Annotated in this window: 12 protein-coding genes and 1 tRNA gene; 6 read left to right on the forward strand and 7 right to left on the reverse strand. The window is 73.1% G+C overall.

Features of this window, described 5'->3' with window-relative positions; translation table 11 throughout:
* Window positions 1-87: 87 nt before the first annotated feature.
* Window positions 88-897, reverse strand: coding sequence for a lysophospholipase (locus ACIRGB_RS12885; RefSeq protein WP_403862650.1), 810 nt, complete (start codon window positions 895-897; stop codon window positions 88-90).
* 174 nt (window positions 898-1,071) lie between these two features.
* Between ACIRGB_RS12885 and ACIRGB_RS12890 the strand changes: the two genes are divergently transcribed.
* From ACIRGB_RS12890 to ACIRGB_RS12900, 3 genes are all read left to right on the forward strand, one after another.
* Entirely contained in the window at window positions 1,072-2,259 is a 1,188-nt protein-coding gene (locus ACIRGB_RS12890; RefSeq protein ID WP_403862653.1) for a thiolase family protein, read from the forward strand.
* 66 nt (window positions 2,260-2,325) lie between these two features.
* Window positions 2,326-3,849, forward strand: coding sequence for a long-chain fatty acid--CoA ligase (locus ACIRGB_RS12895; RefSeq protein ID WP_403862656.1), 1,524 nt, complete (start codon window positions 2,326-2,328; stop codon window positions 3,847-3,849).
* Window positions 3,850-3,912: 63 nt separating this feature from the next.
* A complete protein-coding gene (locus ACIRGB_RS12900; protein WP_403862659.1) occupies window positions 3,913-4,686 on the forward strand; it encodes a sulfite exporter TauE/SafE family protein in 774 nt (257 codons plus the stop codon).
* On the opposite strand, the gene ACIRGB_RS12905 is transcribed toward ACIRGB_RS12900, so the two are convergent.
* From ACIRGB_RS12905 to ACIRGB_RS12915, 3 genes are all read right to left on the reverse strand, one after another.
* Entirely contained in the window at window positions 4,613-6,733 is a 2,121-nt protein-coding gene (locus ACIRGB_RS12905; RefSeq protein WP_403862662.1) for an MDR family MFS transporter, read from the reverse strand. The two genes, ACIRGB_RS12900 and ACIRGB_RS12905, sit on opposite strands and share 74 nt — an antisense overlap.
* Window positions 6,734-6,821: 88 nt before the next feature.
* On the reverse strand, window positions 6,822-7,595 hold the full coding sequence (gene cobF, locus ACIRGB_RS12910) for a precorrin-6A synthase (deacetylating) (RefSeq protein WP_403862664.1): 774 nt from the start codon (window positions 7,593-7,595) through the stop codon (window positions 6,822-6,824).
* A 57-nt stretch (window positions 7,596-7,652) separates the two neighbouring features.
* Window positions 7,653-8,189 (reverse strand): DUF309 domain-containing protein, encoded by a 537-nt coding sequence (locus ACIRGB_RS12915; RefSeq protein WP_403862667.1) that lies wholly within the window; start codon window positions 8,187-8,189, stop codon window positions 7,653-7,655.
* A gap of 100 nt (window positions 8,190-8,289) precedes the next feature.
* Here ACIRGB_RS12915 and ACIRGB_RS12920 point away from each other — a divergent pair.
* Window positions 8,290-8,363: transfer RNA gene (locus tag ACIRGB_RS12920), tRNA-Pro, on the forward strand.
* Between the two features lie 80 nt (window positions 8,364-8,443).
* Here the strand turns inward: ACIRGB_RS12920 and ACIRGB_RS12925 are convergent.
* Window positions 8,444-9,214: a methyltransferase domain-containing protein gene (locus ACIRGB_RS12925; RefSeq protein ID WP_403862670.1), complete on the reverse strand. Its 771-nt coding sequence runs from the start codon at window positions 9,212-9,214 to the stop codon at window positions 8,444-8,446.
* Between the two features lie 6 nt (window positions 9,215-9,220).
* On the opposite strand from ACIRGB_RS12925, the gene ACIRGB_RS12930 reads away from it, so the two are divergent.
* Window positions 9,221-9,691: a MerR family transcriptional regulator gene (locus tag ACIRGB_RS12930; RefSeq protein WP_403862673.1), complete on the forward strand. Its 471-nt coding sequence runs from the start codon at window positions 9,221-9,223 to the stop codon at window positions 9,689-9,691.
* Between the two features lie 22 nt (window positions 9,692-9,713).
* Here the strand turns inward: ACIRGB_RS12930 and ACIRGB_RS12935 are convergent, their stop codons facing one another.
* The gene (locus ACIRGB_RS12935; RefSeq protein WP_403862676.1) at window positions 9,714-10,136 is read right to left on the reverse strand and encodes an ankyrin repeat domain-containing protein; all 423 of its coding nucleotides are present in this window, start codon (window positions 10,134-10,136) and stop codon (window positions 9,714-9,716) included.
* Window positions 10,137-10,233: 97 nt separating this feature from the next.
* Here ACIRGB_RS12935 and ACIRGB_RS12940 point away from each other — a divergent pair, with 97 nt between their 5' ends.
* The gene (locus tag ACIRGB_RS12940) at window positions 10,234-11,220 is read left to right on the forward strand and encodes an aldo/keto reductase (protein ID WP_403862679.1); all 987 of its coding nucleotides are present in this window, start codon (window positions 10,234-10,236) and stop codon (window positions 11,218-11,220) included.
* 6 nt (window positions 11,221-11,226) lie between these two features.
* On the opposite strand, the gene ACIRGB_RS12945 is transcribed toward ACIRGB_RS12940, so the two are convergent.
* The gene (locus ACIRGB_RS12945; protein ID WP_403862682.1) at window positions 11,227-12,012 is read right to left on the reverse strand and encodes a GntR family transcriptional regulator; all 786 of its coding nucleotides are present in this window, start codon (window positions 12,010-12,012) and stop codon (window positions 11,227-11,229) included.
* Between the last annotated feature and the right edge of the window lie 9 nt (window positions 12,013-12,021).

The raw sequence follows: 12,021 nt of genomic DNA on the forward strand, positions 1-12,021 counted from the left end.
GGCGCGGGTGCCCCTGGGGCGCCGGGGGCAAACGCCCCGCGGACCGGGCGGACGGCCTCGGCGGCGCCGGGTGGGCACCGCGGCCGGTCAGCGGGCGAGGACGCCGTCCAGGAAGCGCGTGAGGTCCGCGAACACCTCCGCCCGGTTCGTCTCGTTGAAGACCTCGTGCCGGGCGCCCGGGTAGATCCGCTCGGTCAGGTCGCCGCCGCTCAGCGGCTCCACGCCGACGCGGCTGCCGGGCAGCGGCACCAGCCGGTCGTCGTCCCCGTGCACCCACAGCAGCGGCAGCGGGCCGACGTCGCCGCCCTCGGCAACGGCCTCCAGTGTCCGCACGAACGCCTGAAGCGTCGGCCGCTTCATCGGCCCGTGCCACACCAGCGGGTCCGCGGCGTACGCCGCTCCCACCGCTGGGTCGCGGGAGAGCGAGGCCGGGCTGATCGGGGTGTCGGGGATCTCCTCCAGGGCGAGCAGCCGGCGCGGCAGCTCCCAGTCGCCGATGACGGGCCCCGAGAGCACCAGTGCCGTCAGCTCGCCGGGGTGGCGCTGGGCGTAGCGGGCGGCGATGAGACCCCCCATGGAGTGTCCGATCATGACGACCGGCAGGCCGGGGTGGGCGGCGCGGGCGAGGTCCGCCACGGCGTGCACGTCGGTGACCACGTCCTCGAAGTCCTCGATCAGCACCCGCTCGCCGTCCGAGCGCCCGTGCCCCATGTGGTCCGGCGCGTAGACGGCAGCGCCGTGGCCGGTGAGGACGCCGGCCACCTCCTCGTAGCGCCCGGTGTGCTCGCCGTAGCCGTGGACCAGCAGCGCGACGTAGCGGGGGCGCCCGGCGGGCCACTCCCGGACGGCGATCCGTCCCCGCGTCCCGGAAAGCGTGTGCTCGCGGGCCTCGGCCATGTCTCCTCCGGCGGTGTCGGTGACGTCTTCCGGAGGATCTTCCCAGGACCCCGTCCGGCGGTCTATAGTCCAAAACTAGCAGTGCTAATTAAGGGTAGTGCTCATCAAGGTTCGCGGTGGTCGCGGCGGCGGTGCGCCGTCCGGTCACCGCGCGACGACGGTCAGGAGTCCCACGTGCGTCCCGTCCACTTCGCGGCCGCCCGCCGCACCCCGATCGGCAAGCTGCGCGGCGCGCTGTCCGCCGTACGGCCCGACGACCTCGCCGCCGCGGTGATCCGGGGCCTGGTCGCCGACGTGCCCGCGCTGGACCCGGCCCGGATCGACGACGTGTACTGGGGCGCCGCCAACCAGGCGGGCGAGGACAACCGCAACGTCGCCCGGATGGCCGCCCTGCTCGCGGGCCTGCCCGAGACCGTGCCCGGCGCCACCGTCAACCGGTTGTGCGCCTCCGGCCTCGAAGCCGTCACCACCGCCGCCCGCACCATCGCCGCGGGCGAGGCCGACATCGTCCTCGCGGGCGGCTCCGAGTCCATGAGCCGCGCCCCCTTCGTGCTGCCCCGCCCCGACGAGGCGCTGCCGCACCGCATCGAGACCGCCGACACCCGGCTGGGCTGGCGCCTGGTCAACCCGGCGATGAAGGACCTGCACGGGCTGCTGGCCATGGGGGAGACGGCCGAGGAGGTCGCCGAGCGGTACGGCGTCCCGCGCGAGCGACAGGACGCGTTCGCCCTGCGCAGCCACCGCCTGGCCGCCGAGGCCCGGAAGAACGGTCACTTCGACGACGAGATCCTCCCCGTCGAGCGCCCCGACGGCGTGGTCGTCGACACCGACGAGTGCGTCCGCGAGGACACCTCCCTGGAGAAGCTGGGCCGCCTCAAGCCGGTCTTCCGCCCCGGCGGCACGGTCACCGCGGGCAACGCCTCGCCGATGAACGACGGCGCCGCGGGCCTCCTCCTGGTCAGCGAGGAGGCGCTGAACGACCTCGGCCTGGGGTCGCTGGGCCGCTACGTCGCGGGCGGCTCGGCCGGTGTCCACCCCGACGTCATGGGCATCGGCCCGGTCCCGGCCACCCGCAAGGTGCTCGCCCGGGCCGGCTGGAGCATCGGCGACCTCGCGGAGGCCGAGTTCAACGAGGCGTTCGCCGCCCAGGCCCTCGCCTGCGTCGACCAGCTCGGCATCGACCCCGATCTGGTCAATCCCACCGGCGGCGCCATCGCGCTGGGCCACCCGCTCGGCTGCTCCGGCGCCCGCATCCTCACCACCCTGCTCCACCGCATGCGCCGCACGGGGGCCGCCCGCGGGCTGGCCACGATGTGCGTGGGCGTGGGGCAGGGCAGCGCGGTCCTCGTCGAACGCCACTAGGACGAGCCCCCGCCGTAGAGCCACCCCCCTCTGCAGAGCCGCAGCAAGGAAACGGAGCAACACCCCATGGCAACCCTCTCCGTCGCCGCCATCCTGGCCGAGAACGCCCGGCGCCGTCCCGACAAGGAAGCGCTCGTCGAGGGCGACCTGCGGCTGACCTTCGCCGAGGTGTGGCGGCGGGCCCGCGCCCAGGCCGGTGCCCTGGCCGGCCTGGACGTCCGGCCCGGGGACCGGGTGGCGCTGATGGCACCGAACACCGCCGACTTCCCGATCGCGTACTACGCCGCCGCCGCGGCCGGAGCCGTCGTGGTGCCGGTGCACCTGCTGCTGTCGGCGGCCGAGGTCGAGCACGTCCTGCGCGACAGCGGGGCCACCCTGCTGCTGTGCCATCCGGCGCAGGCGCAGACCGCGGCGGCCGCCGCGCGGGAGACCGGCGTACGGATGATCACGCTCGGCGAGGAGCTGGACAAGCTCGCCGCGGACGCCGAGCCGCTGCCCTCCTACGTCACCCGCGACGCCGACGACCCGGCCGTCGTGTTCTACACCAGCGGCACGACCGGCATCCCCAAGGGCGCCGTGCTCAGCCACTTCAACCTGGTGATGAACGCGACGGTCAACGCCTTCGACGCCAACGACATCCGGCCCGACGACGTGGCGCTCGGCGCGCTGCCCCTCTTCCACGCCTTCGGCCAGACCGTCTCCCTCAACTCCACCTGGCGGGCGGGCGCGACCCTCGTCCTGCTGCCGCGCTTCGACGCGGCGCGCGCGATCGAGCTGATGGTGAAGGAGGGCGTCAACACCTTCCACGGGGTGCCGACCATGTTCGTCGCCCTCGCCGCGGCGGCGGCCGGGGCCGAGGCCCTGCCGGAGCTGCGGGTGTGCATCTCCGGCGGCGCCTCGCTGCCGGTGGCCGTGCTCGAACGGTTCGAGGGGGCCTTCGGGGCGAAGATCTACGAGGGGTACGGGCTGTCCGAGACCTCCCCGGCGGCGGCCGTGAACCAGCCCGTGTTCGGCGCCAGGCCCGGCACCATCGGCCACCCGCTGTGGGGCGTCGACGTGGAGATCGCCCGCGCCGAGGTCGAGGGCGCGGTGGAACTGCTGCCGCCCGGCGAACTGGGCGAGGTCGTGGTCCGCGGCCACAACGTCTTCTCCGGCTACCTCGGCCGCCCCGAGGCCACGGCCGAGGCGCTCGTCGACGGCTGGTTCCGCACCGGGGACCTGGGCACCAAGGACGAGGACGGCTTCCTCAGGATCGTCGACCGGAAGAAGGACGTCATCATCCGGGGCGGCTACAACGTCTATCCGCGGGAGGTCGAGGAAGTGCTGCTGCGCCACCCCGGCATCGCGCAGGTCGCCGTCATCGGCCTCCCGGACGACCTGCACGGCGAGGAGGTCTGCGCCGTGATCGTGCGCGCCCCCGGCACGACGGCCGACGCGGCTGCGGACGCCGGGGAGATCACCGAGTGGTCCAAGCAGCACCTCGGGCGGCACAAGTACCCGCGCCGGGTCGAGTTCGCGGACGAGCTGCCGCTCGGGCCGAGCATGAAGGTGCTGAAGCGGGAGCTGCGCGCGCGGTACACCGGCCGCTAAGGACCGATGGGCGAGACGGTGCTTACCCGCGCCGGTGGGGTGCGCATAGCATCGGTCCCCGCAATGGACACCATGACGCTCTGGCACCTCACCGGCTGGGAATGCGCCGCCCTCGCCTTCGCGGCCCTGCTCGTCGGCTTCTCCAAGACCGCGGTCAGCGGGGCCAACACGGTCAGCCTCGCGATCTTCGCGGCCGTCCTGCCCGCCCGCGCCTCCACCGGCGTCCTGCTGCCGGTCCTGATCGCCGGTGACCTCCTGGCCGTCCTCACCTACCGGCGCCACGCGCACTGGCCCACCCTGTGGCGGCTGTTCCCGGCGGTCGGGGTGGGCGTGGTCGTCGGCACCGTGTTCCTGGTGTGGGCCGACGACGCGGTCGTGCGCACGTCGATCGGCGCGATCCTGCTCTTCATGGCCGGGGTGACGGTGTGGCGCCGGCGGCAGGCCGACGCCGCCGGGCAGCCGGACGAGGTCACCTCGCGCACCGGCCGTGTGAAGGCCCGCTCGTACGGCGTCCTGGGCGGGTTCACCACGATGGTCGCCAACGCGGGTGGCCCGGTGATGTCGATGTACCTGCTCTCCGCGGGGTTCAGGAAACTCGGCTTCCTGGGCACGTCGGCGTTCTTCTTCCTGATCGTCAACGTCTCCAAGCTGCCCTTCAGCGCGGGTCTCGGCCTGATCGACGGCCGCTCGCTGCTGCTCGACGCGGCGCTGGTCGTCTTCGTGGTGCCCGGCGCGTTCCTCGGCAAGTGGGCCGTGAACCGGATCAACCAACGCCTGTTCGAGCGTCTGGTGATCGCGGCGACGGTCGTGGGCGGTCTTCAGCTCCTGCTGGCGTGACCCGCCGCGGGAGACCGCTGCTGAGGTCCTCCACCAGCAGGCGCTTGGCGATGGCGTCCACCGCGGCGCGCAGCTCCGTGTCCGAGGGGCGCCCGATGTCCCGCTCCACCCGGTCCTCCAGCCAGGTCGCCCACGCCCGGCCGATGACGAGGGCCTCGCGGGCCCCCGCGTCGGTGTGCGAGAGCAGGGAGCCGTGCCGGGTCAGGAACCCCTCCTCCACCATCCGGTCGAAGACCGGCAGCAGCACCTCAGGCGGCAGCCGGCGGCGGGCGGCGATCAGGCCGAGGCTGGCGTGCCCGACCAGCCGCGTGAACAGGTCCACCTGCATCACCGCCCAGGCCCCGGCGATGTCCAGCCGGGTGTCGCTGTCGGCGATGATCCGACGCGCGGTGTCCAGCTCCGTACCGCCGATGATCTTCCCGACGGAAGCCTCCAGCGTCCGCCTGCTGCTGGCGTCGTGCGGTGAGGCGAAACCCTCGCCCATGTCCGTGGAGCCCGCGCGGGCGCTGTCGCGCAGCTGGACCTGCTTGAGGAACAGCGCGACCACGAAGCCCAGGACCGCGACCGGCACCGTCCACAGGAAGACGGTCTGGATGGTGTCCGCGTACGCGCCGACGATCGGCGCCGACGCCGGGGGCGGCAACCGGTGCACGCCCTCCGGACTGCTCGACGCCCTGGCGATCACCGAGGGGTCGGCGGCCCCGGTGCGGGCCGCCGCCGTGACGCCGTCCCGCAGGTTGGGGCCGAGCGCGTTGGCGTAGATCGTGCCGAAGACGGCGGTGCCGAAGGAACTGCCCAGCGTGCGGAAGAAGGTGACGCCGGAGGTCGCGGTGCCGAGGTCGGAGTACTCGACCGTGTTCTGCACGGCGATGGTCAGCACCTGCATGGACAGCCCGATGCCCGTGCCCAGCACGAACATGTACAGCGACTCCAGCCCCGCGCCCGTCGCCGGACCCATCAGCGACATCAGGTACAGGCCCACGCCCATCACCAGCGTGCCCGCGATCGGGAACAGCCGGTACCGCCCCGTCTTGCTGACCACGTTGCCGCTGAACACCGAGGCGATCAGCAGCCCCGCCACCATCGGCAGCGTCCGCACCCCGGAGACGGTGGCCGAATCCCCGTCCACGTACTGCAAATACGTCGGCAGATACGTCAGCGCGCCCAGCATGGCGAAACCGACGATGAAGCTGAGGATCGAGCAGACCGTGAACACCGGGTTGGAGAACAGCCGCATCGGCAGCATCGGCTGGGCCGCCCGGGTCTCCACCCAGCAGAACAGGCCGAGCGCGATCAGCCCGCCCGCGAACAGGCCGATGATCACGGTCGAGCCCCACGCATACTGGTTGCCGCCCCAGCTGGTCGCCAGGATCAGCGCGGCGGCGCCGACCGCGACCAGCGCGATGCCCAGGTAGTCGATGACGGGACGGGCCGCCGACTTCACCACCGGGATGGTGCGGGCGGCGGCGAACACGACGACGACCGCGATGGGCACGTTGACGTAGAAGGCCCAGCGCCAGGACAGGTGGTCGGTGAACAGCCCGCCCAGCAGCGGCCCGATGACGGTCGCGACCCCGAACACCGCGCCGATCGCGCCCTGGTACTTGCCCCGCTCCCGCAGCGGGATGACGTCGGCGATCAGCGCCATCGACGTCACCATCAGACCGCCCGCGCCGACGCCCTGCACCGCCCGCCACAGGATCAGCAGCGGCATGTTCGTCGCGAGCCCGCACAGGAACGAGCCGGTGATGAACACCACCGCGGACACCTGGAAGACCACCTTGCGGCCGAACAGGTCGCCGAACTTGCCGACCAGCACCGTCGCCACGGTCTCCGCGAGCAGGTACGAGGTCACCACCCACGACATGTGCTCGGCACCGCCCAGGTCCGACACGATCGTGGGCAGCGCGGTGCCCACGATCGTCTGGTCCAGGGCCGCGAGCAGCATGCCGAGCATGATCGTGACGAAGACGACGTTGCGGCGCCGCCGGTCCAGCACGGGCGGCTGGGCGGCGGCGGTCCGTGGCGATTCCTCGGCGACTGTCACCCGGTCACGATCACACCGGTGCACGGGCCACGCATGCGGGAGCGGTCCGCCCGGGTGTGCCCGAGGACCCGGGTCGGGCCCGCCCCGGTCAGCGGTCGCCGGGGTTGCGCCGCAGCAGGTAGGTGTCCATGATCCAGCCCTTGCGCTCCCGCGCCTCGGCGCGCAGCCGCTCGATGCGGGGCGCGGCCTCGGCGATCGGGCCGGAGGCGAGGATCTCGTCCGGGGTGCCCAGGTAGGCACCCCAGTAGATGTCGATGTCCTGGTCCGCGTACCGCCGGAAGGTCTGGTGGGCGTCGAGCATCACGACGACGTCGTCCGCGTCCTCGGGGAAGCCCTCGGCGAGCCGCCGCCCCGTGGTGATCTGCACGGGCCGCGCCACCCGGTTCAGCCCGGTCCGGTGCCGGGCGACCAGCGAGGAGACGCTGCTGATGCCGGGCACCACGTCGTACTCGAACGCCACCGAGCCGCGCTCCAGGATCTCCTCCAGGATGCCCAGCGTGCTGTCGTACAGCGCGGGGTCGCCCCACACCAGGAACGCGCCGCTCTCGTCCTCGCCCAGCTCCTCGGCGATCAGCCGCTCGTAGATGCCCGCGCGGGCACTGCGCCAGTCCCCGACGGCGGGGGAGTACGCCGCGCCGCCCGCCCTCCGGTCCCGCTCGGGGTCGCGCGCCTCGACGACCCGGTACGTCCCCTCCGGCAGGTGCGTCTCCAGCATCTCCCGGCGCAGCCGCACCAGGTCGGCCTTGGCCTCGCCCTTGTCCAGGACGAAGAACACGTCCGTGCTCCGCAACGCCCTGACCGCCTGGAGCGTCAGCTGGTCGGGGTCGCCCGCGCCGATTCCGATCACATGAATGGTCCGCACGCCACGAGTCTGCCGTACGCCGCCGACACCGCCCCCGCCGGGCTGCCCCGGCGGGACTCAGCCCCGCAGCCGGGGCGCCCGGGCCGCCGCGTCCACGGACGCGCCGCCCTCCACCTCACCGGCCAGCTCCCGGGCCCACCCGGCGACCGCCCCCAGATCCATCCCGTACGGCCGCTCCCGCCCGGCCGACGCCGCCCACTCGGTCACGGCGCCCGCCCCGCGCCGCAGCAGCCGGGCCCCGCCGGTGACATTGCCGCGCGCGGAGTGCGTGAGGCCGACGGCCAGCTGGGCCAGGCCCCGCCACAGCTCCCGCTCCTCCTCGGGCCCCGACTTCCAGGCGTCCTCGAAGACCTCGTGCGCGTGGAACGGCTTCCCGTCGTCCAGCAGCCGCTGCGCCTCGGCGACGGTCTCCTGCGGGGCCCGTACGACACCCTCGGGCTGGCGGGCCACGCCGTCCGCGCCGTACGGCAGCGGGCGCCCGAGCCCGTCCCGCGGCCGGGCGTTGCGCGCCCGCCCCTCGTCGTCACGGTCCCGCCCCTCCACCGGGCGGTCGGAGGCGTTGCGGTCCACGGGGTTGTCGGCAGGGCTGTCCATGGCACCGATTGTCCCTCGCCGACGCCCGCTTAGGCGTCGCCCGGTGTGTGGGGTAAAGTGCTGTCCGCGTGATCGCGCGGTGCACCGCGCGTGAGCACACCGGGACGTGGCGCAGCTTGGTAGCGCACTTGACTGGGGGTCAAGGGGTCGCAGGTTCAAATCCTGTCGTCCCGACGGTGAAGAAGCAGATGAGAGGGGTCCTTCGGGGCCCCTCTCACGTGTGTCGGGGCAGGCTGACCAACTGAAGCGATGTCTCAGGCGGAAGCGGCGGCGACGAAGAACGGAACGGCGATGAGGAGACGGCCGGCCGCGGCACGTCGGCGCTGCTCGGCGAGCCACTCGTCGGCCCGGTCGCGGCCGACTGCGCCACCGGCGCAGGCCGGCTCGGCGAGCCTCGCGAGCAGCGACAGCATCGCGGGGTCGGTGAACACGCTGGTGTGCACCTCCACCGTGACATCGTCGAAGCCACCGGCCAGCAGCAGGCCGCGGTACTGGCGGCCGGCGCGAGGCGTGCCCAGGAGGTCGGCGCGGGCCTGCACGATCGTGCGGGTGAGCGCCGCGTCGTCCGAGTCGATCATGATGGCGTCCCAGTCCTGACCGACCAGGACGATCCTGCCGCCCGGACAGAGGACCCGGCGTGCCTCCGCCACCGCGCGCTCCGGCTCCTGAAGTACGTGGAAGACCTTGTCGGCGCGGTAACCGCGCACGCTCCCGTCGGCGAACGGCAGATCCTCCGCACCCGCCTCCCGGAAATCGCCCTCCGGCCACCGCTCCCGGGCGGCCGTCAGCATCCACGGGCTGGGATCCACGCCCACCGCGTGGACGCCGCGTTCGTCCAGCTCGGCGACGGCTCGCCCGGCGCCGCAGCCGACGTCCACGACGGTCGAGCCCGGTACGAGGGAGAGCAGTTCGTAGGAGCGGGTCCGCAGCCGAGTGGCGCTCGGCATCCGGTCCGCGGAGTCGAGAACGGTCAGCAGGGCTTCGGTGTCGCGGTGTTCTCCCACCGCCTCCTGGTTCTTGGACATGGACGCATGCTGCGACTTAATGTCGGCATGAAGTCAAGCGAAGACGGCGGCGTCGGCACCTTGAGCATCGGCGCCCTCGCGGCACGGTTCGGACTGGCCACGCATGTGCTGCGCCATTGGGAGACGATGGGTTTGCTGCACCCCGCACGGGATGCCGGCGGGCGCCGCCGCTACGGCGCAGACGACCTCACCCGCGTGGCGACGATCCTCGTCCTGAAGGAGGCCGGCCTCGGCCTGACCACGATCAGAAGCCTGTCCGCGACCACCGACCGCACCACCCGGCACGGGATCCTGCGACCCGCGGCCGAAGAGCTCCGGTCGCGAATCGCGGCGGCCCAGGCATCGTTGGAGCTCATCGAAGGCGGCCTGAACTGCGCGTACGAGGACGTCTCCCGGTGCCCCGACTACCGTCGGCTCATCGCCGAGCGGGTCGGCCTCCGAAGCCCGGCCGGAGAACCGGCGAAGCCGGCACACTGACCAGGACGTCTCCTCGCGGTGGTCAGTCCCGCTTCCGTGCCCCCGCGGTGACGAGCAGGTCCGCCGTGTCCGGGTGCGGGCCCTTCGACGCCCAGTCCAGTGGGGTCCAGCCGGTGCCGTGGTCCTCCCGCAGGTTGGGGTCGGCTCCGTGGTCGAGGAGTGCGCGGACGGTCTCCGTGTGTCCCCAGCAGGCCGCGCCGCACAGGGGTGTGCCCTCCGAGCCGGTCCCGCTCTCCGTGTCGGGCCGGGCGCCCGCCGCGAGCAGTATGCGGACGATGTCGGCGGCCCCGTGCACGGACGCCATGTACAGCGGGGTGCTCCCCGCCGGGTCCGCCGTCTCGGCGGGCGCGCCGGACCGCAGCGCGGACCGCACCCGCGAGAGGTCGCCGACGAGCGCGGCGTCGACCAGACGCCGGGAGAGCTTCTTGTGCTTTCGCCTGTTCACGCGAGCCGAGACTACTGAGCGCTTGACTTGAAGCGCACTTCAAATTGAAGACTCCTCGGCGTACCCGGACGACCGGGAACGAATGGGGAGGATCACCATGAAGTACCGCACCATAGGCACCGATCCGGCGCACCGCCGTGAGGTGAGTGTGCTCGCGCTCGGTGCGATGCTGTTCGGCTCGCAGACCGACGAGAAGACCTCGTTCGCCGTCCTCGACCGCTATGTGGAGGCGGGCGGGAACTTCATCGACACCGCCGACAATTACGCCTTCTGGACCGACGGCGGCCAGGGCGGCCAGAGCGAGGAACTCCTCGGGCGCTGGCGGCGCAGCCGCGGGGTCGGCGACGAGGTCGTGATCGCCACCAAACTCGGCGCGCGCCCGCTGGCACCCGGCACCCACTACACCGACAACCCGGAGGGCCTGTCGGCGAAGGTGATCCGCGAGGCCGCCGAGCGCAGCCGGGAGCGGCTCGGGGTGGACAAGCTGGACCTGCTGTACGCGCACCTCGACGACTTCGCCGTGGAGCAGCGGGAGACCGTCGAGGGGTTCGGCGCGCTGGTCGCAGAGGGCACCGTCGGACTGCTCGGCGTCAGCAACCAGGCCATGTGGCGCGTCGAGCGGGCCCGAGCCCTGGCCGCCGCGGCCGGACTGGCCGGCTACGAGGTGCTCCAGTACCAGCACAGCCACCTGCGGCCCCGCTTCGACGTGCCCAGCGAGTTCTCCCCGTACGGCAGCCTCGGCCACGCCGGCGCCGAACTCCTCGGCTACCTGCGGGCCGAGCCGGAGCTGACCCTGGTCGCCTACTCGCCGCTGCTGGCCGGTGCCTACGTCCGCGAGGACAAGCCGCTGCCCCCGGACTACGACCACCCGGGCACCCCGGCCCGGCTCGGCGTGCTCCGTGAGGTCGCGCGGGAGACCGGGGCCACGGTCAACCAGGTCGTCCTCGCCTGGCAGATCGGGGCGGAACTGCCGATCGTGCCGCTGGCCGGGGCCTCGTCGGTGGCCCAGCTGGAGGAGAACCTGGCGGCCGTGGAGCTGGAACTGACGGCGGACCAGCGGGCCCGCCTGGACGCCGTCCACTGAGGCCGGTCAGTTCCTGACCAGCAGCTGGAAGTCGAACGCGTACCGGGACGCGCGGTAGACGTGCGTCCCGTACTCGACCGGCCGCCCGGTGTCGTCGTACGCGATCCGCCGCATGGTGAGCAGTGCGGCGCCCTCCGGCTCGCCGAGGAGCCCGGCCTCCTCGCGGGAGGCGACGCGGGCGCCGACGGTCTGGCGGGCGCTGTGCAGGGTGATGCCGCAGGAGCGCATCATCCGGTACAGGCCGGTCGACTCCAGCCGGGCGTCGTCGAGTTCCAGCAGGCCCGCCGGGAGATGGTTGCACAGCATCGCCACCGGCTGCCCGTGGGTGAGGCGCAGCCGCTCCAGGACGGCGACCTCGGTGCCCTCCGCGACGCCGAGGGCCGCCGCGACCTCGGCGGTGGCCGGGACGTGCTCGTTGCGCACCACCCGGGTGCCGGGGCCCTGCCCGGCCGCCTCCAGGTCGTCGTAGAGACTGCTCAGTTCCAGCGGGCGCTTGACCTGGCTGTGCACCACCTGGGTGCCGACCCCGCGCCGCCGCACCAGGAGCCCCTTGTCCACCAGCGACTGGATGGCCTGCCGGACGGTCGGCCGGGACAGGCCGAGGCGGACGGAGAGGTCGACCTCGTTGCCCAGCAGGTTCCCCGGCGCGAGCACGCCGTGCGCGATCGCCGCCTCCAGCTGCTGGGCCAGCTGGTAGTAGAGCGGCACCGGGCTGCCGCGGTCCAGGGCGAATTCCAGGGTGCCGATCGCGGGGGCGGTCGCGGCACGTGCGCTGTCGCCGGTCTTCGCCATGGACGTACC

The organism is Streptomyces sp. NPDC102490, assembly GCF_044765285.1.
Classification (GTDB): Bacteria; Actinomycetota; Actinomycetes; order Streptomycetales; family Streptomycetaceae; genus Streptomyces.

Coding starts and splice junctions, on each gene's coding strand:
- ACIRGB_RS12885 (WP_403862650.1), bottom strand. CDS start 897: ATGGCCGAGGCCCGCGAGCACACGCTTTCCGGGACGCGGGGACGGATC.
- ACIRGB_RS12895 (WP_403862656.1), top strand. CDS start 2,326: ATGGCAACCCTCTCCGTCGCCGCCATCCTGGCCGAGAACGCCCGGCGC.
- ACIRGB_RS12900 (WP_403862659.1), top strand. CDS start 3,913: ATGGACACCATGACGCTCTGGCACCTCACCGGCTGGGAATGCGCCGCC.
- ACIRGB_RS12915 (WP_403862667.1), bottom strand. CDS start 8,189: ATGGACAGCCCTGCCGACAACCCCGTGGACCGCAACGCCTCCGACCGC.
- ACIRGB_RS12925 (WP_403862670.1), bottom strand. CDS start 9,214: ATGTCCAAGAACCAGGAGGCGGTGGGAGAACACCGCGACACCGAAGCC.
- ACIRGB_RS12930 (WP_403862673.1), top strand. CDS start 9,221: ATGCTGCGACTTAATGTCGGCATGAAGTCAAGCGAAGACGGCGGCGTC.
- ACIRGB_RS12940 (WP_403862679.1), top strand. CDS start 10,234: ATGAAGTACCGCACCATAGGCACCGATCCGGCGCACCGCCGTGAGGTG.
- ACIRGB_RS12945 (WP_403862682.1), bottom strand. CDS start 12,012: ATGGCGAAGACCGGCGACAGCGCACGTGCCGCGACCGCCCCCGCGATC.